Source organism: Candidatus Allofournierella merdipullorum, from assembly GCF_048426865.1.
GTDB classification, from domain to species: Bacteria; Bacillota; Clostridia; order Oscillospirales; family Ruminococcaceae; genus Allofournierella_A; species Allofournierella_A merdipullorum.
The window spans coordinates 21,897-43,614 of record NZ_DBFNWJ010000009.1 but is presented as its reverse complement, the minus strand read 5'-3'; the positions used below and the strand labels follow the sequence as shown (position 1 = coordinate 43,614).

Genomic DNA, 21,718 nt, shown 5'->3' with positions numbered 1-21,718 from the left:
CACCATGGACGAAAATTGCTCCAGACTGGTGCTGCGGCTGTTCGGCCCGCAGCTGGACCAGGTGACCCAGGTGCTGCGCGCCGCCGCGGACCAGGGCTGCCCGGGCCTGAACCTTCTGATGAAAAACGGCGAGTACGCCGTCTGCGTCACCGCCCGGGGCGGCGACGGGCAGGCGGTCTGCCGTCGCTGGAAGGACTACTTTGAGAGCCGCTTCGGCGACGCGGTGTTCTGCGAGGGCGAGGAGAGCCTGGCCCAGGTGGCGGTGCATGCGCTGGCCGAGGCCCGGCGGCTGTTCGTGGCCGCCGACGCGGCCACCGGCAAGCTGCTGGACGCCGCCCTGGCCGGCTGCGACGAGGCGGGCGGAGTTTACGACTTCGGCGCCCAGAGCTATGCCCATCCCAAGCGTGGCGGCCGGGTGGTGCCCAACAAACACCTTTTAAAGAAATATCCCAACTGCCCGGTGCAGCCCGCCGCCACCCGTGCCCACGCGGCGCTGCGGGTCTCCGGGGCGGACTGGGCCGCAGCCTACTCTCCCGCCGAGGGAGAGCACCCCGCCTTTGTGCTGGTGTGCAGTGAAAAATACGCCTGGGTGCGGCCGCTGCCCGCGGGCGGCGACCAGGAGGCTCTGGCTGCCGGCTGGCTGCTGGATATGCTGCGCCGCATGGCCCAGGGCAAGGACATGGACTCCTTTGTGGAGCGCTTCCGGGTGGGCGGCCCCGCCCCCAAACTGGAACTGCCCGGCGCGGCGCTGGCGGGGCTTGCGTCCTCCGCTCCCGCTGCCGCGCCTAAGGCGCCGGCTGCCCCCGAACCGCCCAAAGCGGCTCCCGCTCCCGAGGCGCCCAAGGCAGCCCCGGCCCCGGCACAGCCTGCTCCGGCTGCCGAGGCCGCCCCGGCCCAAAGCGCCCCCGCGCCGGCCTTCACTGGCAAGGCTCCCCGTGCCGACGGCGCCCCTGCCGACCTGCTCAAACCCGACGAGCAGCTCACCAGCGCGGCGCAGCTGCTGTTCAGCGACGACGCCCCTGTGCCCGCCCCCGAAGGGCAGGAGCAAAAGCCCGCCGGCCCCCACTGGGGACGAATGATCGGCTGCATCCTGCTGGTGGCGGCCATCGCCGGCGGCGTGGCGCTGTGGCTGTGGCAGGGCGGAAAACTGCCCGGCGGCGGCAGCGTGCTGGGCGATGTGGGCTACGGCACCGCCGACTACGACGACGCGGCCCGGGACTACCTGCTGGCCCAGCAGGCCAAGGACGAGGGCGTGGCCGCCTATCTGGCCCTGCCCTCGCTGGACGGCTCGCTGGTCTGGTCTGCCGACGCGGCGGCTCCCGACGCCCAGCCGGGCGTGGTGAACGCCGCCGGGGAGGAACTGCCCCGGTTCACCGGCTCCGAGACCCTGGGCCAGAGCCAGAGCAACGTCATCGTGCGCTGCCCCACCGCCTCCATGGAACAGCTCAGTCAGCTGACCCAGGAGGAGGTGCTGAAGGAAAACAGCGGCTTCACCCTCTACACCGCCGACGGCGACTACCGCTATAAGGTGCTGGCGGTCTACGAGTGGGACCCGAACGAGGAAGGCGAGGCTGCCTTCGACCTGTATTCCATGCAGGACCTGTCCAACTACCAGGATTACCTCACCTTCGTGCTGGGGGCCAAGGCCCGCAGCCTCTATGAGATGCCCGCCGACGTGCGGGACGGCGACGCCTTCGTGACCCTGGTGGCCGACAGCCCCAACGCCGACGGGCGGATGCTGGTCATCACCGGCCGCCAGCTGCGGGAAAACGAGGCCGCCATCCTGTTCGGCAACCAGGTGCGGCCCGCCGAGCAGCCCCTGCTGCCCATGGCCGTCTATGAGAGCGAGGGCCTTTCCGCCCCCAGCCTCACCACCCTCAGCCAGTACTGGCTGAACTGGTACATCACCGGCGGCGCCACCTCCAGCGACGTGCAGGAGGAGGCCGGCATGCCCGATGAGGATCGCCCCCTGAGCGAAGTGGGCGGCGGCGAAACGGTGGAGCCTTCCGCTTCTCCCACGCCGGACGCCTCCGCAAGCCCCGACCCGTCGGCCAGCCCGAACGCCTCCGCCAGCCCGAAGCCCAGCGCTACCCCCTCGGCTTCGCCCTCGGCCAGCGCCGCGCCCACTCCGGGCCCCACGCCGGCGCCTACGCCTGCCCCCACGCCCACCCCGCCGCCCTCTTCCGGCAGCACCATCACCGTCACCATGAACGGTGTGCGCCAGGAGATGGACCTGGTGGAGTGCCTGGCCATGATCGCCCGCAACGAGATGGGCGCCAACGCCCCGGTGGAGGCCTATAAGGCCCAGATGGTGGCGGCCCACAGCTGGATCCTCAGCCAGGGCGGCGCGCCCAGCGTGTCCGGCCTGGAGCCCAACGAGACCATCCGCGCCGCCGCCCGTGAGGTGGCGAACCAGATCCTCACCTACAACGGCAGCGTGGCCTTCACCCCCTACTTTGCCTCCGCGGCGTTCGGCACCAACTCCAGCCAGGAGGTGTGGGGCGGCGCCCGGCCCTACCTCATCAATGTGGACAGCCCCTACGACAAGGACTATGCCTCCAACTGGCAGAGCACCCGGGTCTACTACAAGAGCGAGGTGGCCGCCCGCGCCCAGGAGCGTCTGGGTGTGGATCTGAACGCCTACAGCGACGACCCCTCCACCTGGTTCGGGGATATCGTCAAGAACTCCAGCGGCTACGTCACCAGCATCCGGGTTGGCAATGTCACCACCACCGGCCGCAATCTGCGGGAGAACGTGCTGAACAATGTCAACGGCAAGACCCTGCGCTCCGCCGCCTTCGACGTGGTCTATGACGCGGGCAGCGAGGCCTTCACCTTCACTGTCTGGGGCTACGGCCACGGCTGCGGCATGAGCCAGATGGGCGCCTGGGGCTACGCCGCCAACGGCTGGGGCTATGCGGACATTCTGGCCCACTACTACCCCGGCACTACTCTCGTCACTCAATAAGACCCGAAAAGGCCCCCGCACCCACGGTGCGGGGGCCTTTTGTGCGCAGCAGGCGTACAAAAACAATGTAAAAATATAGTAAAATGGCATAAATTTAAAAGACGCTTTTGTGGCAATGGGCGAAAATGGGCAAAAACGCTCCATTTTTGACGACAGATGGAGTATAATGCCTCTGTAACCCTTTTGACATTTTTGGCCCGCGGGACCGGGCCGCAAAAAAACGAAAGCGAGGGAACGACCCTTTGAACAAGCCAAAGAAAAAACGCAACGCCCTCAAGCTGGCGCTGATCGTGCTGGCGGTGGCGCTGCTGGCCGCCTGCGGAACCCTGTGGTATATGTACAGCCAGGTGGCGCCCGCTCTGGACGAGGGCGAAGCCGGCCAGTTGAATCAGGTGAAGGACCCGGACCTGGCGTCTGAGGGCGACCGCACCTACAACCTGCTGCTGCTGGGCATCGACTACGACACCGACCGCGACTACGCCGAAGGCAAGGGCATGACCGACGTCATCCTCTATGTCCAGATCGACCGGGACGCGGGCACTGTGAACGCCTTCCAGATCCCCCGTGACACCTACTACGGCGAGGACATGGGCGGCGGCAAAAAGGCCATCGAGGGCAAGATCAACGAGGTCTACGCCAACGGCCCCGATCAGGAGAACCTCATCAACAACATCGCCAACATGATCTACCAGCTCTACAAGCTGCCGGTGGACGACTATGTCACCATCGACATGGCCGCCTTCAAGACCATGCTGAACAACATGGGCGGCATCGAGATGTACGTTCCCTGGGACATCATCACCGTGGACAAGGACACCGGCAAGGAGGACCTGGTCTGCCCCAAGGGCACCCATCTCATCAGCGGCGACACCGCCGAGCTGATCCTGCGCAACCGCAACTACGCCACCGCCGACTATCAGCGTCTGGAGACCCAGCAGTATTTCTACGCCGCCCTGGTCAAGACCTTCCTGGAGGACTACACCCTGGCGGATTACTACACCACCTGCAAGCTCATCGCCCACTACATCAACACCAGCCTGGACATCACCGACATCTGGGGCCTGTACGACACCATGCTCAAAATTGAGCCGGAGAACATCTTCATCGTGCGCGCCCCCGGCGGTGCGGCCCACATCAACGGCCACACCTGGGTGTACTACACCGACCGGGAGAACTGCGCCCGCATCCTCAACGAGCACTTCCGCAGCCCGGACAAGCCGGTGCCCGCCGAGGAGCTGGGCCTTGCCACCGGCTATGAGTACATTTCCGGCATGAACGTGGACGAAGGCCGCACCATGGGCAGCGTGATGGAAGCCGCCGAAGAGGGCCAGCAGGAGCTGGACGCCTCTTCCTCCGCTTCTTCTTCCTCCGCGGCCAACTGACCCCCAAAACGGCAAAAGCCGGCCCCCGAAACCTTCGGGGGCCGGCTTTTTCTTTGCAGGAACAAAAAAACAAAAGACCCGCCTAAACCGGCAGGTCTTTGTTTTCGTCTGGAAAAATCAGGCGTTGGCCTTGTTCGCGCGCTTCGCCATGCGGCTGATCTTGCGGGCAGCGGTGTTCTTATGGACCACACCTTTGCTCTGCGCCTTGGCGATGGTGGAGACAGCCACCTTGACAACGGCGTCCTTGTCAGCGGCATTCGCGGCGATGGCAGCGTTTGCCTTCTTGACGACTGTTTTCAGGTTGGACTTGATCGCCTTGTTGTGAAGGGCTTCCTTCTTGGACTGGACCACGCGATCCTTCTGGGATTTGATGTTAGGCATTCGTACCACCTCCTTACTACCCATAACAGTGCAATTTATAATACCACATTTGTGCGGCGCTTGCAAGCGTTTTTTAAACTTTTTTCCGCCGGTATGGGCGGCGGAAAGCCGGGCCACACTTTTATGGGGCCCCGCCGCGCAAAAAGGGCGCGGGCGGCGTCCACTTCATACCGCTGCGAGGTGCTTTTTCATGTCCGTTTACACCGACATCGCCGACGAAATTTACGGCCCCTCCAAAGGGCAGGTGCCCGGCGGGGTCAAGCTGTTCACCGCCCGCTCCGGGCCCATCACCCTCACTCGTGTGCAGATCACCCGCGCCGGCCTCGCCCGCCCGGCGGGGCGCTACTCCACGCTGGAGATGCCAAGCCTTGCCGTGGCGGACACCAAAGACGAGCGCTACGTCAGCGCCGTGGCCGGCGAATTGCGGGCCATGCTGCCCGAAACGGGCAGTGTGCTGGTGGTGGGGGGGGGCAACCGCCGGGTCACCGCCGACGCTCTGGGCCCCCGGGCGGCGGGCAGCGTGCTGGTGACCCGGGGCATCGCGCCGGACAGCCGCACCGCCGCGCTGGGCCTGCGGGAGGTGTGCTGTGTTTCGCCCGGGGCGTCGGGGGCCACCGGCATCCCTCTGGCCCAGATGCTTGCGGGGCTGGTGCGGGCGGTGAAGCCCGCCGCCATCCTCTGCATCGATAGCCTGTGCACCTCCGACCCCGCCCGCATGGGCCGCACGGTGCAGATCAGCGACACCGGCCTGTGCCCCGCCCGGCCGGAGAGCGGCAAATGCCTCACCCGGGCCATGCTGGGGGTGCCGGTGCTGGCGGTGGGCATCCCCACCATGATGGAGGCGGACGAGCTGCTGGGCCGCCCGGGGTGCGTCGTTACTCCCCGTCAGCTGGACGATGTGGTGAAACGGGGGGCGGAGCTGTTGGCCCTGGCGGTGAACAAGGCGCTGCAGCAGCGGCTTTCCATCGCCGAGCTTTGCTATCTGGCCAACTGAGGGCATGAACGCCGTTCCCGGCGCATATCCTTTCTGCAGGACGATGAAAAGGGGGCGGAGCCGTTGGCACATTCCAAAACGCTGCGGCGGCTGGGCACGCTGGCGCTGGCGGCGGTGGTGGGCACGGCCGCCATGGGCGCGGGGCGGTATGCCGGCGTGCCGGACCTGGCGGGCAGCCTTGCGGTGGCGGGCAGCCTGCTGGCCAGCCCGGCGGCGGCCATCGGCGCGGCGGACCGGCTCTTCCGCCAGGAGGCCCTGCCCGCCGCCCAGACCGAAGTGGAGGACGCGGAAAGCCCGCCGGTGTTCACCACCCCCGCCCCGGAGGAGCTGCTGCCCGCGGCCACCCCGGAGCCTCAGCCGGAGGGGGCGCAGGAGCAGGCCGAGCCCGCCCCCACCCCCGGCCCGCCCCCCGAGGGCATGGGCACCGTGGTGAGCGCCCACTATGAGCAGGGCAGCGGCGCGGCCTACATTCCCTGCGCGGCGGGCACCATCAAGAACTGCACCAGCCTCTCCGCCGCCGAGGTGGCCGAGGCGGCGGCAGGGCCGCTGCCCTTCAGCATTGAAGTGGGTTCCTCGGAGCCCCAGGTGCTCATCATGCACACCCACGCCACCGAGAGCTATGAGCTGGAGGACCTGGGCTGGTTCGACCCGGAGTACACCAGCCGCCGCACCGACACCAGCCTCAACATGGTGGCGGTGGGGGCGGCCATCGCCGAGGAGCTGAGCGCGGCGGGCATCGTGACGCTGCAGGACGCCACCCTCCACGATTACCCCAGCTACAACGGCAGTTACGAGCGCAGCAACGCCACCGTGCGCAGCTATCTGGAACAGTATCCCAGCATCAAAGTGGTGCTGGACGTCCACCGGGACGCCATCGAGACCGACGGGGCCCGGGTGAAGGCGGTGGCGGAGGTGGAGGGCAAAACGGCGGCCCAGGTGATGATCATCTGCGGGGCGGACAAAAACGGCAACCTGCCCAACTTCAAGCAGAACCTGGCCTTCGCGGCAAAGTGGGAGAGCGCCATGGAGAGCCGCTACCCCGGGCTGACCCGGCCGGTGCTTTTCGACTACCGCTACTACAACCAGGACCTGACCACCGGCAGCCTGCTCATCGAGATGGGCAGCCACGGCAACACCCTGGAAGAAGCGGTCTACTCCGGCCATCTGGTGGGCAAGGCGCTGGTGGGCCTTTTCACCACCGGCGCATAAGAAAAACAGCGGGCGGCGGTTCCCAAAATGGGAGCCGCCGCCCGCTTTGCGTCCGTTTTTCACGGCCGGCAGAGCAGCCGTACATTGTAGCCCAGTTCCTTGAGCTTTTCCGCCAGCCGGGGCCCGTTCTCGTCGGAGCCCTCCATGTAGCCGGCGTAGTGATAGGGCACCACCACACCGGGCTTGTGGTCCATGGCGGCCAGCTGGGCGGGCACCTGGTCCATAAAGTGCAGCATGTTGTACTGCCCGTCGCAGGGCACGAACAGCACGTCGCAGGCCACGTCGGCCAGCACGTCGGTGTCGCCCGCCACATAATAGGTGAAGCCGCCCATTTCCAGCAGCGCGCCGAAGCCGAAGCCCAGAGGATGGTTCTTGTTCTCAGCGGGCAGAGGCGTCAGCGCCGCCCCGCACTCAAACACCAGATCCGGCGCGGCGGGGGTCAGCAGGCTGATGTAGGCCGGGTTCACTCCCAGCTCGCCCGTGAGCCAGTCGGCCACCGGCGCGGTCACCGCGAAGCAGGTGTCCGGCCCCGCGGCCTTCCGCAGATCGTCGGGAGAAAAATGGTCGGAATGGCTGTGGGTCACCACGATCAGATCCGCGTCGTGGGGGGCCTTTTCCAGCTGGAAGGGGTCCACATACACCACCGGCCCGCCGGGCACGCGAAAGCGCACCATGCCATGGCGCACAAGATCCACACAGGCGAGGGCATCCATCATAAAAACTCCTTTCGGGGCGGTTGGCCTTGTAAGACGGCCCGTTTTGGATTATAATAAAACAGTATCCACCCTTCGCCGCGCCCCTGGCCGGCGGCGGGCGGTCCGCATGACTTTATTGTAACACGGCGCGCGGGTTTGTCAAAGCCGGCCGCCGTACGGAGGTAGACTATGAAGCGCAAGACCCGTTTGTGCGCGCTGGCGCTGGCTCTGGTGATGGCGTTCACCCTGCTGCCCGGCTGCGGCTCCAGCGAGGAAGAGCCCGAGACCACCACCAAAAACGAGGCCCAGCCCGGCGGCAGCATCACCTGGCCGGAGGAAGGTCTGGATACGTCCGCCACCCTGGCCTCCACCATCGTGGGCGATACCCTCTACATGGTGTTCAACGGCGTGCAGGCCCGCACCAGCGGCTACTTTACCCCCGCGGGCGATACCATCACCATCACCAGCAGCGCCACCACCACCAGTGAGACCCGCTTTGCCTACCGTGTGACCCTTTGGAAGGAGACCTACGGCGGCCGCGAATATGTGGACGGCGGCACCATGTACTTCACCGCCGACGGCGAGTGCCGCACCGGCACCTTCACCGGCCTGGAGGCGGGCGCCCGCTACAAGATCGGCCTTGCCTACGACGGCGGCAGCCACTACATGAGCGGCGGTTTGACCATCGCCGGCCTTGCCCAGGCGGATGCGTTGGAAGACGAGGACACCTCGGCGGCGTAAATCACAAAATCGAAACGGCCCGGAGCCTGCATCTGCGCAGGCCCCGGGCCGCTTTCTGTTTATTCCGCGCCGGCAATGTCCCGGATGACCTTGCCCGCCAGAATGAGGCCGGCGGCGCCGGGCACAAAGCTCACGCTGCCGGGGGTCTGGCGCCGGGGCGCGCCGGAACGCTCCGGGCCGGGGCCCTCCTCCGCCGGGCCCGCCGCGAGGGCGCGGGGCGGCTCGGGGGAGTAGACCACCGGCACGTTCTTAAGGCCCCGGGCGCGGCACTCCCGCCGCATCACCCGGGCCAGCGGGCAGCCCTCGGTCTTTTCCAGCACCGACAGGCGCAGCAGTTCCGGGTGCAGCTTGTTGCCGGTGCCCATGCAGCTGATCACCGGCACCCCCGCCGCCCGGGCCCGGGCGATGATCTCCAGCTTGGCGGTCACGGTGTCCACCGCGTCCACCACATAGTCCGCGCCGTCCAGCGGCACCTGGTCCGCCGTTTCGGGGGTGTAGAACACCGCTTTTTCCACCACCTTGCAGGCGGGGTTGATAGCCCGCACCCGCGCCGCGGCGGCCTCGGTCTTCAAGCAGCCCACGTTGGAGGTGAGGGCGATGATCTGGCGGTTCAGATTGCTCTCGGCCACCCGGTCGTCGTCCACCAGGGTCAGCGCGCCCACCCCGGCCCGGGCCAGCGCCTCGGCCACATAGCCGCCCACGCCCCCAAGGCCAAACAGGACCACATGGGCGCGGCGCAGTTTTTCCACTCCCGCCTCGCCCAGCAGCATGGCGGTGCGGCTCTCAAAGGCAGTGGACATAAGAAACCTCCTTGGTCGAAAGAATGAAAAGGCCGTGCGCGGGTGCTCCGCGCACGGCGCCGTAGTTTGAATGGCTCAGCGCTGGAAGGTGATTGCCAGCGTGGTGTCCCACTTTTCGGCGGGGGCCAGGGCGGCGGCGCAGGGCTTGTCGGCCCAGTCGCCGGTGGCGTCCGCCTTGTCCTGCAGGCTGCGCCAGGGCTCCACGCAGAGGAAGTGGAGCTTGGGGTCGCCCACGGAGCTCCAGATCAGCGTGTAGGGATAGCCCTCGATGTCAAAGCTGATGCGCCGGCCGGTGTCCTTTTCCACCAGGCACAGGGTCTTGGCGGAAAGCCCGCCCATGCAGATGGAATCGTTGTCGAACATGCGGTCGTCCATGGGGATGACCGCGCTGTTCTCCATCATCGGATGGGTGCCGCCGGTGAGATAGCCGGCCTCCACTTCCTGCACGATGGGGGTCTGAGGCGTGTCAAAGCGCAGTTCGTAGTCCTCGGTGGTGTGTTTGTCGTCAAAGGGCAGGTTGAAGCCGGGGTGATAGCCGATGCCGAAGCGCAGCTCCTTCGCGCCGGAGTTGGTCACCGCCAGGGTGTGGCGCAGGGTGCGGCCCTCCAGGGCGTAGGTGCTCTCCAGCACAAAGTCGAAGGGGAACAGCGCCAGGGTCTCGGCGCTGCTGGCAAGGCGGAAGCGCAGCGCCGTGCCGTCGCAGCCCAGAAACTCGTGTTCCAGGTCCCGGGCAAAGCCGTGCTGGCCGCCGGCGTACTGTTTGCCCTCCACCGTGAAGCTGCCGTTCACCAGTTTGCCGCAGTAGGGGAAGAGGATGGGCGCGCGCCGGGGCCACACCGCCGGGTCCCCCTGCCACAGCATCTCCGCGCCGGTGGCCTTGTCCACCACGCTGGCCAGCTCCGCGCCGAGGCTTTCCACCTCCACGCGCAAAAATTCATTTTCCACAGTATAACGCATTTTCTTCGGCTCCTTTCAATGGGAAGGCTCTGTTGCAATCAGTATAATACACTTTGCCCCAAAAGCCAAGAGGAACGGCCCGCCGCGCCGGTGAATAAGGTAGGTCAGCCGCCCTTCCATCTTGACGAAAAGGAGCATCAGCCTATGTGTAACGGGACCCTGCGGGTGCAGACCTACGCGGCGCGGGAAAGCGCGCCGGTGACCAATGTGCGCATCCGCCTGCGCAACGCCGACCAGCCGTCGGCACAGGAAATGGAATTCTTCACCGACGACGAGGGCAACGCCCTGGATCTGGAGCTGCCCGCGCCGCCCGCCTCTCTCTCGCTGGACGAGAACGCCACCCAGCGGCCCTACAGTGTGTGGGATCTGACGGCGGACAAGGAGGGCTATCAGACCCTGACGCTGAACGGCCTGCAGCTGTTCGCGGGGCAGGTGACGCTGGCCGAGCTGGAACTGCGCCCCATGCAGCGGCTGGGCGCGCCCGCACCCCTGCCGGACACCTTCGACGTGCCGCCCCACCACCTTTACAGCCCCGGCAGCGAGGCCTCCAGCAGCGCGCCGGTGCAGCTGTGCGAGCCGCGGGTGCTCACGGTGCCCATCATCCCCGAGACCATCACCGTCCATCTGGGCAAGCCGGCGGTCAGCGCCCGCAACGTGACGGTGAGTTTCCGCAAGTACATCGCCAACGTGGCCTCCAGCGAGGTGTATCCCACCTGGCCGGAGCAGGCGCTGCGGGCCAACATCCACGCCCAGATCAGCCTTGCGCTCAACCGCATCTTCACCGAGTGGTACCCCAGCAAGGGCTACAACTTCAACATCACCAACTCCACCAGCTACGACCAGTACTACGTCCACGGGCGGGAGATCTTCGAGCCCATGGAGCGCATCACCGACGACATCTTCAACACCTATGTGCGCCGTCAGGGCACGGTGGAGCCCTACTACACCGAGTACTGCGACGGCAAGACCGTCAGCTGCCCGGGCATGAAGCAGTGGGGCACCGTGGATCGGGCCAACGAGGGCAAGAACGCCCTGCAGATCCTGCGCTACTACTACGGCAACGACATCGAGATCGTGCGCACCAACAACATCCAGGGCATCCCCCAGAGCTATCCGGGCACGGCTCTGCGCCGGGGCGACACCGGCGAGGCGGTGCGCATCATCCAGCGCCAGCTCACCCGCATCGCCAAGAACTACCCCGCCTTCGGAAACCCCGGCACCGACGGCGTGTTCGGCGCGGCCACCGAGGCGTCGGTGAAGGCCTTCCAGAAACACTTCAACCTCACCGCCGACGGCGTGGTGGGCCGTTCCACCTGGTATAAGATCAGCTACATCTACGTCAGCGTAAAGAAGCTGGCGGAGCTGACCAGCGAGGGCGAAAAACCCACCGGCAGCCAGGACACCATCACCGGCAGCGGCTACCCCGGCACCCCGCTGCGCCGGGGCGACAGGGGCGCCAGCGTGGAGCAGGTGCAGTTCTGGCTGCAGCAGCTGGCGGAGTTCGACCCGAACCTGCGCGATCTGGCGGTGGACGGCATCTTCGGCGCCGGCACCGAGGCGGCGGTGAAGGCTTTCCAGACGGAGAACGGACTGACTGCCGACGGCGTGGTGGGCCGCATGACCTGGGACGCCATCTGGGACCAGTACCAGAGCCTGGAGAGCGACATCAACCAGTCGGACAACGGCTATCCCGGCAGCCCGCTGCGGGTGGGCAGCCGGGGCGACGCGGTGCGAAAGGTGCAGTTCTGGCTGCGCATCGCCGCCACCAACTTCTCCTCCATCCCCAGCCCGGCGGTGGACGGCATCTTCGGCTCCGGCACGGAAGCGGCGGTGAAAGCCTTCCAGCGCCAGTTCGGCCTCACCGCCGACGGCGTGGTGGGCCCCGCCACCTGGCAGAAGCTCTACGAGATCTACGCCGACGTCACCAACGAGCTGCTGGACCCGAACCAGCGCCCGGGCACCTATCCCGGCACGGCGCTGCGGGTGGGCAGCACCGGCCGCGCGGTGCGGGAGGCTCAGTTCTATCTTGTGCTGATGAGCGCCTATTACCCGTCCGTTCCCCGCATCAACATCGACGGCGAGTTCGGCCCCGCCACCGAAACGGCGGTGAAGGCCTTCCAGAAGCTGTTCGGCCTTACCCAGGACGGCGTCATCGGCCGGGCCACCTGGGATAAACTCTACCAGCAGAGCCAGGTCCTTCGCACCAGCGACGGCCTGGTGCGCGCCTACCGGCTGCTGCCCTGGCCGGGCCTGACCCTCGCCCAGGGCGCGCAGGGCGTGGATGTGGCCTGGCTGCAGTTCCTGCTGGAGTACATCGCCTATTTTTACGACGAGGTCCAGGCCCCGGACGGCATCGACGGCATCTTCGGCTCCTCCACCAAGGCCTCCCTGGAGAGCTTCCAGCGGGAGTTCGGCTTGCCGGTGACCGGCACGGCGGACGAGGCCGCCTGGGACGCCCTCACCGCCACGTTCCTCAGCCTTGCGGCGGCGGGCAGCGAACAGATCGCGGAGGCCGCCGGCCCGGAGTATCCCGGCTATGTGATGCAGTTGGGCAGCGCGGGCGACGCGGTGATGCAGCTGCAGATTTTGATGAACGAGGTAGCGATGCTTTACTGCACGGCGGAATTCGTGCCGGTGGACGGCGTGTTCGGCGAATCCACCGAGCAGGCGGTGCGCCTGTTCCAGGAAGGCTTGGGCCTGCCGGTCTCCGGCGTGGTGGACCGCGAGACCTGGCAGCGCATTTATGAACTGCTCAACCAGCCCATCCCCGGCGTTTGCGAAAGCTGCGCTGAGTAACGAAAGGAGAGAATCACGATGCCCAAAGTATTTGTTTATGATGCGTTCAACAACCGGATGATGACCTACAACCTCAACGAGAGCGATTCCATGCCCTTTTCCACCGGCACCACCCTGCGGGTGCGGGAGTTCCGGGGCAGCTCCTCCAGCCCCACCCTGTGGACCACCACCGCCGCCATGGAAGCCTGGAACCTCACCCGCCGCAGCTACGGCAAGGGCATCCATGTGGGCTATGCCTTCAAGCGCATCTGGGAGGGCGGCCACGGCACTGCCAGCCAGCACTACGCCGGCGTGGCCTTCGACGTGGGCCAGGGCCAGGGTTCCACCGCCCGCAACGCCATCTGGAAGGCGGCCAAGAACACCGGCGCCTGGGGCTATGTGGAGCCCCAGAGCATGACCCCCACCTGGGTCCACTTCGACCGCCGCTACGGCAAGCCCGCCTGCTCCGGCACCACCTCCGGCTATCCCACCCTGCGCCGGGGCGCCGTGAGCACCTACGTGCTGGTGTTGCAGGACGCGCTGAACGCCCTGGGCTACTCCACCCGCACGCTGGACGGCAAGTTCGGCCCCAACACCGAGAGCGCCCTGCGCGGCTTCCAGCGCGCGGTGGGCCTTTCGGTGGACGGCATCTGCGGCTGCAACACCTGGAAGAAGCTCACCGCCGCGGTGGTGGGCATCGGCCGCACCCGCACCGTCATCGACTGAAACAATAAAAGCCCCCGGGGCAGCGGTCAGGCTGCCCCGGGGGCTTTTCACAGTGTCAGGCGTTGAAAACGTATTTGTCCAGCCGGTCAAAGGCCTCCTGCACCCGGGAGAGGGGCAGGGCCAGATTCATCCGCAGGTGGCAGGGCCCGTGGAAGGCACGGCCGTCCTGCACCGCCACGCCCACATCCCAGCAGGCTTTTTCCACCTCGTCGATGGTCTTGCCGTGGGCTTTGCACCATTCGGTGCAGTCCGCGAACAGCATGTAGGTGCCCTGGGGCCGGGCCACTTTCACCCCGGGGAAGTGGTCTTTGATGTAGCGGCAGGCGTAGTCCACGTTTTCGGTCAGCACCCGGCGCAGTTGCTCCAGCCATTCCTGGCCCTCGGGCCGGTAGGCGGCGATGAGGGCGTGCATGCTCAGCACGTTCATCTCGTTGTAGTGGCTCAGGCTGGCTTCCTTCTCCACCCGGTCCCGTAGGCGCTTGTTGTAGATGATGTGGTAGCTGCCCACCAGACCTGCCAGGTTGAAGGTCTTGCTGGGGGCGTACATCGCCACCGTGTTCTGCCGCGCCCACTGGCTCACCGACTGGGTGGGGATGTGCTTGCCGCCCTCCAGAATGATGTCGCTCCAGATCTCGTCGGAGATCACGGTCACGTCGTACTTTTCAAACAGGGCCATGGCCCGCTCCAGCTCCCAACGCTCCCACACCCGGCCGCAGGGATTGTGGGGCGAGCAGAAAACGGCGGCGTGGATGTTTTGGGTGCGCAGTTTTTCTTCCATGTCCTCAAAGTCCATGCGCCACACGCCGGCCTCGTCCTGTTTCATGGGGCTGAGCACCATGTCGTAGCCGTTGTTGGAGAGGGCCGAGGTGAAGCCCACATAGGTGGGGGAGTGGAGCAGTACTTTGCCGCCCCGGGAGCAGACCACGTTCAGCGCGCTGACCACGCCGCCCAGCACGCCGTTGTGGTAGCCGATGCACTCCCGGGTCAGTCCGGTGACGCCGTTGCGCTGCTGCTGCCAGTTGATGATGGCGTTGAAGTAGTCGTCGGAGGGGTCAAAGTAGCCGTAAAGAGGGTGGCTTGCCCGTTCGGCAAGGGCCTGGGGCACGGTGGGCACGGTGGCGAAGTTCATGTCTGCCACCCACATGGGGATGGCGTCAAAGCCCTCCTTGGGGGCGGCGGGGGCGTGGCCCTTGCCGGAGCCCAGTTCGTCCACGGCAAGCGCGTCTTTGCCCCGCCGGTCGATGAGAGAAGTGAAGTCGTACTGCATATTCTCTGACATCCTTTCGCAAAAGATGGTCTTTGCTTTATTTTACTCCATTCCGGCGGTGCCTTCAATGCCGCGGCCGCGCGGAACAACGCTCGCTGCAGCTGCCACTGGCGGGAAGACGGGGAGGCGGCCGGTTCCAAGTTGCTTTCAGGGCGGCGTGGCCGGAACGGAAAGCGCGGCCCCTCTTGCGGTGCCCGGCTCGACCGTCGGCGGACGCTGCCGCCTCGGCCTTGCCGACCGCTGCGCCAAAAAATCCTCCCTGCATCCGCCGCAGGCGGCGGTCGGATTTTTTGCCCGCGCCTCCGGCGCTCGGGTTCAAATCCCGGCAGACAAAACGAAAAGCCCCGCACTTCCGTGCGGGGTTAAACAGGGGCCCCTCGAAAATTTGCGAAGCAAAGTTTCGAGGGGGAAAGAAGCCGCAGCAGAATGAGCGCGCGGTGATTTTTACAAAAAAATCGCCGCAAGCGATATACCGCTTGCGGCGACGTGGCGGAGAAGGAGGGATTTGAACCCTCGCGCCGGTTTCCCGACCTACGCCCTTAGCAGGGGCGCCTCTTCGACCTCTTGAGTACTTCTCCAGAGCAAAGTTTGTGAAAGGTGATTCAGTTGTGAATGGCGGAGAGGGTGGGATTCGAACCCACGGCCCTTGCGGGTCACCGGTTTTCAAGACCGGCTCCTTAAACCACTCGGACACCTCTCCATAGTGGCCGCCTTACGCGTTCAATGGCGCGCTACATATATTATCATACTTTGCCATGCCTGTCAAGGGATTTTGCAAGCCTTCTTATGAAAAAAGCGGGCGTTCAATGGTGAGCGCCCGCTTTGGAGAAAAACAATGTCGGTCAGGCCGCCCGCAGGCCGTCGGGTTTTCCGGCAAGCTGCAGGTTCGGCCGGCTGTGACGACGCGCCGGGCGGCGGGGCTGGCCCGCAGGCTGAGTGCCCAGGAGATAGAAACCGCGCGCAGCCGCAACGCACCCGGCCAACCCAAGAACCACGGGCAGAGAAAAGCCGCTTTCAATCAGCGCTCCGCCCAGCATCACAACGCCCAGCGCCGCAAAGATCGTCAGCATCAAGCAAACGGTTTCTTTCATGTCGATTCCCTCCATCACGCCGCACAGCGAGAAGTTCTGTCTCTGTGCCTTCATTCTATAACAACTTTCGGTTGTTGTCAAGCGAATATAACAACTTTTTTTACATTTTTCTTTACAAAAACATCTTACGGTTGTATAATAAAGCCATACAGGAAAGGAGCGTACTGCCCATGTTTCCAGAGCGTTTAAAGGAATTGAGAAAGCGCAGCGGCTTCAGCCAGAAGAGCCTGTCGGTGCAGCTGGGAGTGAGCCAGCAGGCGGTTGGCAAATGGGAGACCGGGCGTTCCTCGCCGGACCCCGAAACCCTGGGCCGCCTTGCGGCGCTGCTGGGCACCTCCAGCGACGATCTGCTGGGGCTGGCCGCTGTCCAGCCTGCGGCCGCCGCCCAGCGCTTCTTCGGCGGTTATGAAGAAAGCCCCATCCCGGTGGTGGGCACCGTGCGGGCCGGGTTCGGCGCGCTGGCATTTGAAGAAGACTACGGCGTGGAATACGCCCGTGTGAAAGACCCGTCCAGCTACTTTTATCTGGTGGTCAAAGGCGACAGCATGGAGCCCCGCATCAGCGACGGCGACCTGGCGCTGGTGCACCGTCAGCCCACGCTGGAAAACGGAGATTTGGGCGTGATGGTCTACGGCGACGAGGGCGAAGGCACCTTAAAGAAGTATGTTCTTCGGGGCAATGCGGTGGTGCTGCAGCCCTTCAACCCGGCCTACGAACCGCGGGTGCTGCGCGGCGAGGAGCTGGACAAGCTCTTCATCGCCGGCAAGGTGGTGGAGACGAAAGCCAAGTGGTGAGGTCCTCCCTACATCTGCATCTTACCAAACAAAAAGGCCGATAATCCGGCCTTTTAACGAAAGGGGTCCTTTTTGTGGCACAAACTCAGCTCTATCTCATCCGCCACGGCCAGACCGACTGGAATCTGCGCGCGGCTCTGCAGGGGCGCACCGACATCCCGTTGAACGAAACAGGCCGCCGTCAGGCGCAGGAGGCCCGGCAGCGGCTGGAAGGGGTGCGCTTTGACGCGGTGTATTCCAGCCCCCTAAGCCGTGCGATGGAAACGGCGGCCCTTGTCAGCGGCTGGCCGATGGAAAAGATCCGCGCCGATCAGCGCCTGATCGAGATCGCGTTCGGCCCCTATGAAGGAAAAGATACTCACACATTGGGCCCGGCGTTCGCGCCGTTTTTTGCCGACCCGGCGTCCTACCAGCCGCCGGAAGGCGGTGAAAGTCTGAACAGCGTGCTGGAGCGTACGGCGGATTTCCTCGCCTTCGCCGCCAGTCAGCATGAAGGCCAGACTCTTCTGGTGGCAGGGCACGGCGCGGCGCTCCACGCCATGCTTACAGTGGCGCTGGCAAATCCGCTGGAAAAGTTCTGGTCCGTCAGCCTGGACAACTGCCGTGTCGCGGTCCTTGCCCGGGAGACAGCAGCCCCCGGAGGCTGGCGCCTGACCGCCAACGACGGCGATGGGGCAGACGAGTATGCCAAAAAGTATCTCGGATGAGGGAAACACGGAAAACTTTTCGTCACGCAGCGAAAAAATCCTTGACAACCCCCGCATCCTATGATATATTTATGAAGCGCCCTCAAGAGAGGACGCTGATATCGCGGGATGGAGCAGCCTGGTAGCTCGTCGGGCTCATAACCCGAAGGTCGGTGGTTCAAATCCGCCTCCCGCAACCATATTGTCTTAACAAAATAGATATAAGACCGGAAAACCCCGTAAACACGCCGTTTACGGGGTTTTTTCGTGCCAAAAAATAGTGGCGATTTTGAAAGATATCTTTTGGGCTTTTCAGGCTTTGGGAAAGATATCTTTTGGGCTTTTCAGGCTTTGGGGAGGACTTGAACTAACGACTAACCGTTTTTGCACCTAATTCGACCAGTTTTAGAGACGTTTTTTCACTTTTTCGCCCGATGAAATTGTAAACAAATTATGAATTTTTCAAATAGTTGCTCGAAATCTGGCTTTTGAGCCGATGATGAGACAAAACTATCACTTTCCTCTAAAAATTTCATGTAGAAAAGAGCGCCCTATTTTTGTTTAGGATGCCGAAAATGCTATTTTCATATGATTTTAAGCGTCTGTATTGGAGCTATCCATACAGGCGCTTTTTTTATTTCCCGAAGACTTTAACAGACCTGGGCAGAAATACCTCTTTCCACCCAGGGGAAAGTGCGTCACTTTCTCGGCCTCCAGGGGGTGGAAGGCTGTCATCCCCCTCTCACACTCTCCCCCCAAGATATACTTACCTGCTGGGAAGAAGATATCAATGCCTACGGAATGCACTCTTCCAGTCCCAGCAATGCAAACATCAATGCCGAAACAGGAGTCATCGTCTTTCCCAGCCGGTGATTTCCTTGAACAAACGAACCAGAAGGAGGAACGAAATGTCGATCAAATTCAAAAATAGGGAACATGAGAAATTCTATGAGCAGTGCCTCGGCCGGACCGGCAGCCTTGATCCCTACCACAAGGCGTTTTTCTACACCATGGGCATCAGCGGCGAGACCAGGAAGCATATTGAGGACGTCTTCAACTTCCGGGAGGATGCCATCCGGCCGGAGGGCCTGAACAAAGGCTGGCAGACCAGCGGCAGCTGTTGCCTGACCCGCTTGGCGTTCAACCTCTGGAACGGGTGGAACGCGGATGGCTGCGCGACGCCTTACGATCTGTTCACCACTTCGGATGCAACCTACATGTTGGAAGCGGTTCGGCTTCGGTACCCGGAGTACTGCAAGGAACCCCAGGTCCCCAGTATGAGTCGGGCCAGATAAGATGGAGCGGGGTCGAAAGAAAAAACTCAGAAATAAAGGCAAATGCGAGAAAGGACTTGAGACCATGATCATGGGCATTGACCACGGGTACTACGCCATCAAAACCAGGCACTTCTCTTTCCCCGCTGGTGTGACGGTTTACGCCCACAAACCCTATACATTGAAAACACCCTTCAAATCGGCGGCAAGTACTATGTCTGCGGTACGGGCCGGCAACCGATCTTAAGGGACAAGACCATCAATGAAAATTACTACATTCTGACCTTGGCCGCCATTGCCATGGAACTCCGCTGTCGAGGACTTCCTGCGGAAAGCTCCGTGATCTTGGCTGCGGGACTCCCTCTGGCACGGTATGGACGAGATAAGAAGTCATTCACCGACTACCTGTTCCGCAATGGGCAGCCCGTGAACTTCCTCTTCGAAGGGGAACGCTACAAAATCAGGATCGAAAGTGTGAAGATGTTCCCCCAGGGCTATTCCGCCATTGCCCTTCATCCTGAGCTGGTGAAAGATGAACCCTCAGTACTGCTTATGGACATAGGTGGCTGGACAGTCGACCTCATGTGGCTGGATAATAATGTCCCTAATGCAGCCACCTGCCGTAGCCTTGAACTTGGCATGATCCGCTGCATGGATGAGATCCAGGAGCAGGTGCGGCGGGATACCGGCCTGTCCGTGACGGATGCTCAGGTAGAACGGATCCTTGCCGGAAAGCCCTGCAGCATGGATGAAGAAGCGCGAAAACTGATCCAGCGGCAGGGCCGACTTTACACTGAGCGACTCATTTCAGCGGCGATGGAAGCGGGGTTTGACCTGCGTACTCTGCCTGTAATCCTGATGGGCGGCGGCGCTGCTACCGTCATGCGCAACGTGGGCGAACGTGACGGCCTTTGTAACGCCCCGCGCCGCTGGCGGCCAAGGGCCGGCACGTGCACATCGTGGGCGACGCCGCCAAGGTGGGCAACCTGCGCACCGTCATCTGGCGCGCCTGGGACGTGGCCATGAAGCTGTGAGGGAGGAACGAACATGAAACTAACACAGGAACAGCAGGCCCTTTTGAACGGCGAAAAGGGCCAGACCATGGCCAAGGTGATGAAGACCCTGGTCATGTACGGCGAAATTTTCGGGGCCGAGAAGATGGTGCCCGTCACCAGCCGCTACAACCATCTGGTCACCTCCTTCGGCCTCAAGGCCCTGGGCCCGGTCTATGACCTGATGGACCAGATCATCGCCGCGGGGGCGGTGTCCGGCCAGAAGTTCTCGGCGGACCCCCGGCCCCTGGACCCCAAGGTGCCCGCGAACTTTTTGCAGAACCCGGTCTTCAAGAAGTTCATGTACAGCAAGCAGGACTTCTACGAGGGCCAGCTGAAGGCCCTGGGCCTGAAGGACGACGACGCCTTCAGCTGCGCCTGCTACCTGGACGAGCAGGGCAACCGCCCCGCCCAGGGCGAGGTGCTCAGCTGGGCCGAGAGCTCGGCGGTGGTCTACGCAAACTCGGTGCTGGGCGCGCGGTGCAACCGCAACTCCGGCATCATGGACCTGATGGGCTCCATCGCCGGCTTCGTGCCTTACTTCGGCCTGCTCGCCGACGAGGGCCGCAGGGCCTCCTGGGTGGTGAAGGTCCAGACCACCGAAAAGCCGGAGGCCCAGCTGCTGGGCTCCGCCATCGGCATGAAGGTGATGGAGGACGTGCCCTATGTGGTGGGTCTGGACCGCTGGCTGGGCAATGAGCTGGACGACTCCGCCTGCGCCTACCTGAAGGACTTCGGGTAGGCCACCGCATCCAACGGCGCGGTGGGCCTCTACCACATCGACGGCCTCACTCCCGAGGCAAAGCAGCAGGGCAAAGACCTCATCCTCCCCGGCGCGAAGGAGTACGTCATCGACGACGCGGAGCTGCGCCGGGTGAAGGAGAGCTACCCCCTGGTGTGGAAGAACCCCGACGCAAAGCCGAAGCTCTGCTTCGTGGGCTGCCCCCACCTGAGTTTGCAGCAGCTGAAGGACTGGACGGACGCGCTGGAAGAGGGCCTCAAGGCGGCGGGCCGCAAAAAGCTGGCCGTGCCCACTGTGTTCACCACCGCCCCCGGCGTGAAAAAGGCCTTTGAGGCCACCGGCTACGCCGCCCGCCTGGCGGCCACCGGAGCCATCCTCTCCTGCATCTGCCCGCTGATGTACATGAACAACCCCCTGTGCGGGCCCATGCCGGTCATCACCTGCTCCAACAAGCTGCGCACCTACACCACCGCCCGCTACTACACCGAGGCGGAAATTCTGGACATCATCACGAAAGGAGCGGCAGGCAAATGAAAGAATTCCACGGACGCGTGGTGGCTCCCGGCTGCGTGAGCGCACCCGCCCTCGTCTCCCACGGGGGGCTGAACACCCTGGCCTCCTTCCAGAAGGCTCTGCAGTTCGGCGACAAGACCGCAACCTGCGGCGACCAGAACAACCCCGACCTCTACGGCAAGCCCATGGCGGGCAAGGCCCTGTGCCCGCCCCAGACCATCGGCTCCACCACCGGCGGGCTGGTGCTCTACTGCGCCTGCTCCATGAACCGCCAGCCGGCCTGTTTGATGTTCTCCAACCCCATCGACTCGCTGGCCGCCGCCGGCTCGGTGCTGGCCGCCGTCTGGCTGGACAACGCCCAGATACCGGTCATCGACTGCCTGGGCGAGGAGTTTCTGGACTTCGTGCAGGACGGCATGACCATCACCGTGAAGGAAGACGGCACGGTGCAGGTGGACGGCCCCACCATCTGAACGGGGCGGAAACCGTTGTTTTGCCGGGAAGCGGCGCTCAAAATTTGGCGAACCGCCGAAAACCGCCGCCCTGGCCCGGGGGCGCCCGGCGGCCCTCTTGACAACCCAAAACGGGCAGGGTATAGTGGACCTTGCAGCACAGTGCATACGCAGAAAGGAGGCGGGCAGAATGACCGAAAAGCGTTTCAGTGGACATGC

At 64.1% G+C, this 21,718-nt stretch carries 18 protein-coding genes, 3 tRNA genes and 1 pseudogene; 14 read left to right on the top strand and 8 right to left on the bottom strand.

From position 1 onward, the window contains the following. The first annotated feature begins 4 nt into the window (after positions 1 to 4). Together ACMNAY_RS02050 and ACMNAY_RS02045 are read left to right on the top strand one after the other, a co-directional pair. On the top strand, positions 5 to 2,968 hold the full coding sequence (locus ACMNAY_RS02050; protein ID WP_418718196.1) for a SpoIID/LytB domain-containing protein: 2,964 nt from the start codon (positions 5 to 7) through the stop codon (positions 2,966 to 2,968). Between the two features lie 242 nt (positions 2,969 to 3,210). Next, complete coding sequence (locus tag ACMNAY_RS02045; RefSeq protein WP_418718195.1) at positions 3,211 to 4,350, top strand: LCP family protein; 1,140 nt, start codon at positions 3,211 to 3,213, stop codon at positions 4,348 to 4,350. A 117-nt stretch (positions 4,351 to 4,467) separates the two neighbouring features. Here the strand turns inward: ACMNAY_RS02045 and rpsT are convergent, their stop codons facing one another. Then, the gene (rpsT, locus tag ACMNAY_RS02040) at positions 4,468 to 4,731 is read right to left on the bottom strand and encodes a 30S ribosomal protein S20 (protein WP_177522751.1); all 264 of its coding nucleotides are present in this window, start codon (positions 4,729 to 4,731) and stop codon (positions 4,468 to 4,470) included. Between the two features lie 190 nt (positions 4,732 to 4,921). Here rpsT and gpr point away from each other — a divergent pair, with 190 nt between their 5' ends. Beyond that, positions 4,922 to 5,725 (top strand): GPR endopeptidase, encoded by an 804-nt coding sequence (gpr, locus tag ACMNAY_RS02035; RefSeq protein ID WP_418718194.1) that lies wholly within the window; start codon positions 4,922 to 4,924, stop codon positions 5,723 to 5,725. 63 nt (positions 5,726 to 5,788) lie between these two features. Beyond that, complete coding sequence (spoIIP, locus tag ACMNAY_RS02030; protein WP_394977692.1) at positions 5,789 to 6,934, top strand: stage II sporulation protein P; 1,146 nt, start codon at positions 5,789 to 5,791, stop codon at positions 6,932 to 6,934. Positions 6,935 to 6,993: 59 nt separating this feature from the next. On the opposite strand, the gene ACMNAY_RS02025 is transcribed toward spoIIP, so the two are convergent. Then, positions 6,994 to 7,650 (bottom strand): MBL fold metallo-hydrolase, encoded by a 657-nt coding sequence (locus ACMNAY_RS02025; protein ID WP_418718193.1) that lies wholly within the window; start codon positions 7,648 to 7,650, stop codon positions 6,994 to 6,996. Between the two features lie 168 nt (positions 7,651 to 7,818). Here ACMNAY_RS02025 and ACMNAY_RS02020 point away from each other — a divergent pair, with 168 nt between their 5' ends. Further along, positions 7,819 to 8,370: a hypothetical protein gene (locus ACMNAY_RS02020; protein WP_394968248.1), complete on the top strand. Its 552-nt coding sequence runs from the start codon at positions 7,819 to 7,821 to the stop codon at positions 8,368 to 8,370. A 59-nt stretch (positions 8,371 to 8,429) separates the two neighbouring features. On the opposite strand, the gene ACMNAY_RS02015 is transcribed toward ACMNAY_RS02020, so the two are convergent. Both ACMNAY_RS02015 and ACMNAY_RS02010 read right to left on the bottom strand, forming a co-directional pair. Further along, the gene (locus tag ACMNAY_RS02015) at positions 8,430 to 9,170 is read right to left on the bottom strand and encodes a ThiF family adenylyltransferase (RefSeq protein WP_418718192.1); all 741 of its coding nucleotides are present in this window, start codon (positions 9,168 to 9,170) and stop codon (positions 8,430 to 8,432) included. A gap of 75 nt (positions 9,171 to 9,245) precedes the next feature. Then, positions 9,246 to 10,127, bottom strand: a complete 882-nt coding sequence (locus tag ACMNAY_RS02010; protein ID WP_418718191.1) for an aldose 1-epimerase family protein — start codon at positions 10,125 to 10,127, stop codon at positions 9,246 to 9,248. 144 nt (positions 10,128 to 10,271) lie between these two features. Between ACMNAY_RS02010 and ACMNAY_RS02005 the strand changes: the two genes are divergently transcribed. Together ACMNAY_RS02005 and ACMNAY_RS02000 are read left to right on the top strand one after the other, a co-directional pair. Next, entirely contained in the window at positions 10,272 to 12,923 is a 2,652-nt protein-coding gene (locus ACMNAY_RS02005; RefSeq protein ID WP_418718190.1) for a peptidoglycan-binding protein, read from the top strand. Between the two features lie 18 nt (positions 12,924 to 12,941). Further along, entirely contained in the window at positions 12,942 to 13,628 is a 687-nt protein-coding gene (locus ACMNAY_RS02000) for a peptidoglycan-binding domain-containing protein (RefSeq protein WP_394977683.1), read from the top strand. Positions 13,629 to 13,683: 55 nt separating this feature from the next. Here the strand turns inward: ACMNAY_RS02000 and ACMNAY_RS01995 are convergent, their stop codons facing one another. From ACMNAY_RS01995 to ACMNAY_RS01980, 4 genes are all read right to left on the bottom strand, one after another. Next, a complete protein-coding gene (locus ACMNAY_RS01995; protein WP_418718189.1) occupies positions 13,684 to 14,895 on the bottom strand; it encodes a MalY/PatB family protein in 1,212 nt (403 codons plus the stop codon). A 487-nt stretch (positions 14,896 to 15,382) separates the two neighbouring features. Continuing rightward, positions 15,383 to 15,473: transfer RNA gene (locus ACMNAY_RS01990), tRNA-Ser, on the bottom strand. Positions 15,474 to 15,508: 35 nt separating this feature from the next. Then, positions 15,509 to 15,595 (bottom strand) — tRNA-Ser (locus ACMNAY_RS01985). A gap of 142 nt (positions 15,596 to 15,737) precedes the next feature. After that, positions 15,738 to 15,986: a hypothetical protein gene (locus ACMNAY_RS01980; RefSeq protein ID WP_418718188.1), complete on the bottom strand. Its 249-nt coding sequence runs from the start codon at positions 15,984 to 15,986 to the stop codon at positions 15,738 to 15,740. A 170-nt stretch (positions 15,987 to 16,156) separates the two neighbouring features. On the opposite strand from ACMNAY_RS01980, the gene ACMNAY_RS01975 reads away from it, so the two are divergent. The 7 genes and pseudogenes from ACMNAY_RS01975 (at position 16,157) to ACMNAY_RS01945 (ending at position 21,520) form a co-directional block, all read left to right on the top strand. Beyond that, a complete protein-coding gene (locus ACMNAY_RS01975; RefSeq protein ID WP_394968259.1) occupies positions 16,157 to 16,780 on the top strand; it encodes a LexA family protein in 624 nt (207 codons plus the stop codon). Between the two features lie 74 nt (positions 16,781 to 16,854). After that, positions 16,855 to 17,487 (top strand): histidine phosphatase family protein, encoded by a 633-nt coding sequence (locus ACMNAY_RS01970; protein ID WP_418718187.1) that lies wholly within the window; start codon positions 16,855 to 16,857, stop codon positions 17,485 to 17,487. 102 nt (positions 17,488 to 17,589) lie between these two features. Then, positions 17,590 to 17,666: transfer RNA gene (locus ACMNAY_RS01965), tRNA-Met, on the top strand. A 708-nt stretch (positions 17,667 to 18,374) separates the two neighbouring features. After that, positions 18,375 to 18,761 carry a DUF6075 family protein gene (locus ACMNAY_RS01960; protein ID WP_394977677.1) on the top strand — a complete coding sequence of 129 codons (387 nt, stop codon included), beginning with the start codon at positions 18,375 to 18,377 and terminating at the stop codon, positions 18,759 to 18,761. A gap of 159 nt (positions 18,762 to 18,920) precedes the next feature. Further along, positions 18,921 to 19,766, top strand: coding sequence for a plasmid segregation actin-type ATPase ParM (locus ACMNAY_RS01955; RefSeq protein WP_418718201.1), 846 nt, complete (start codon positions 18,921 to 18,923; stop codon positions 19,764 to 19,766). A gap of 21 nt (positions 19,767 to 19,787) precedes the next feature. Then, positions 19,788 to 21,068: pseudogene (locus ACMNAY_RS01950) on the top strand (aconitase X). Then, positions 21,065 to 21,520 (top strand): aconitase X swivel domain-containing protein, encoded by a 456-nt coding sequence (locus ACMNAY_RS01945; protein ID WP_418718186.1) that lies wholly within the window; start codon positions 21,065 to 21,067, stop codon positions 21,518 to 21,520. Before ACMNAY_RS01950 ends, ACMNAY_RS01945 begins: the two are co-directional and overlap by 4 nt. Positions 21,521 to 21,718: the final 198 nt, after the last annotated feature.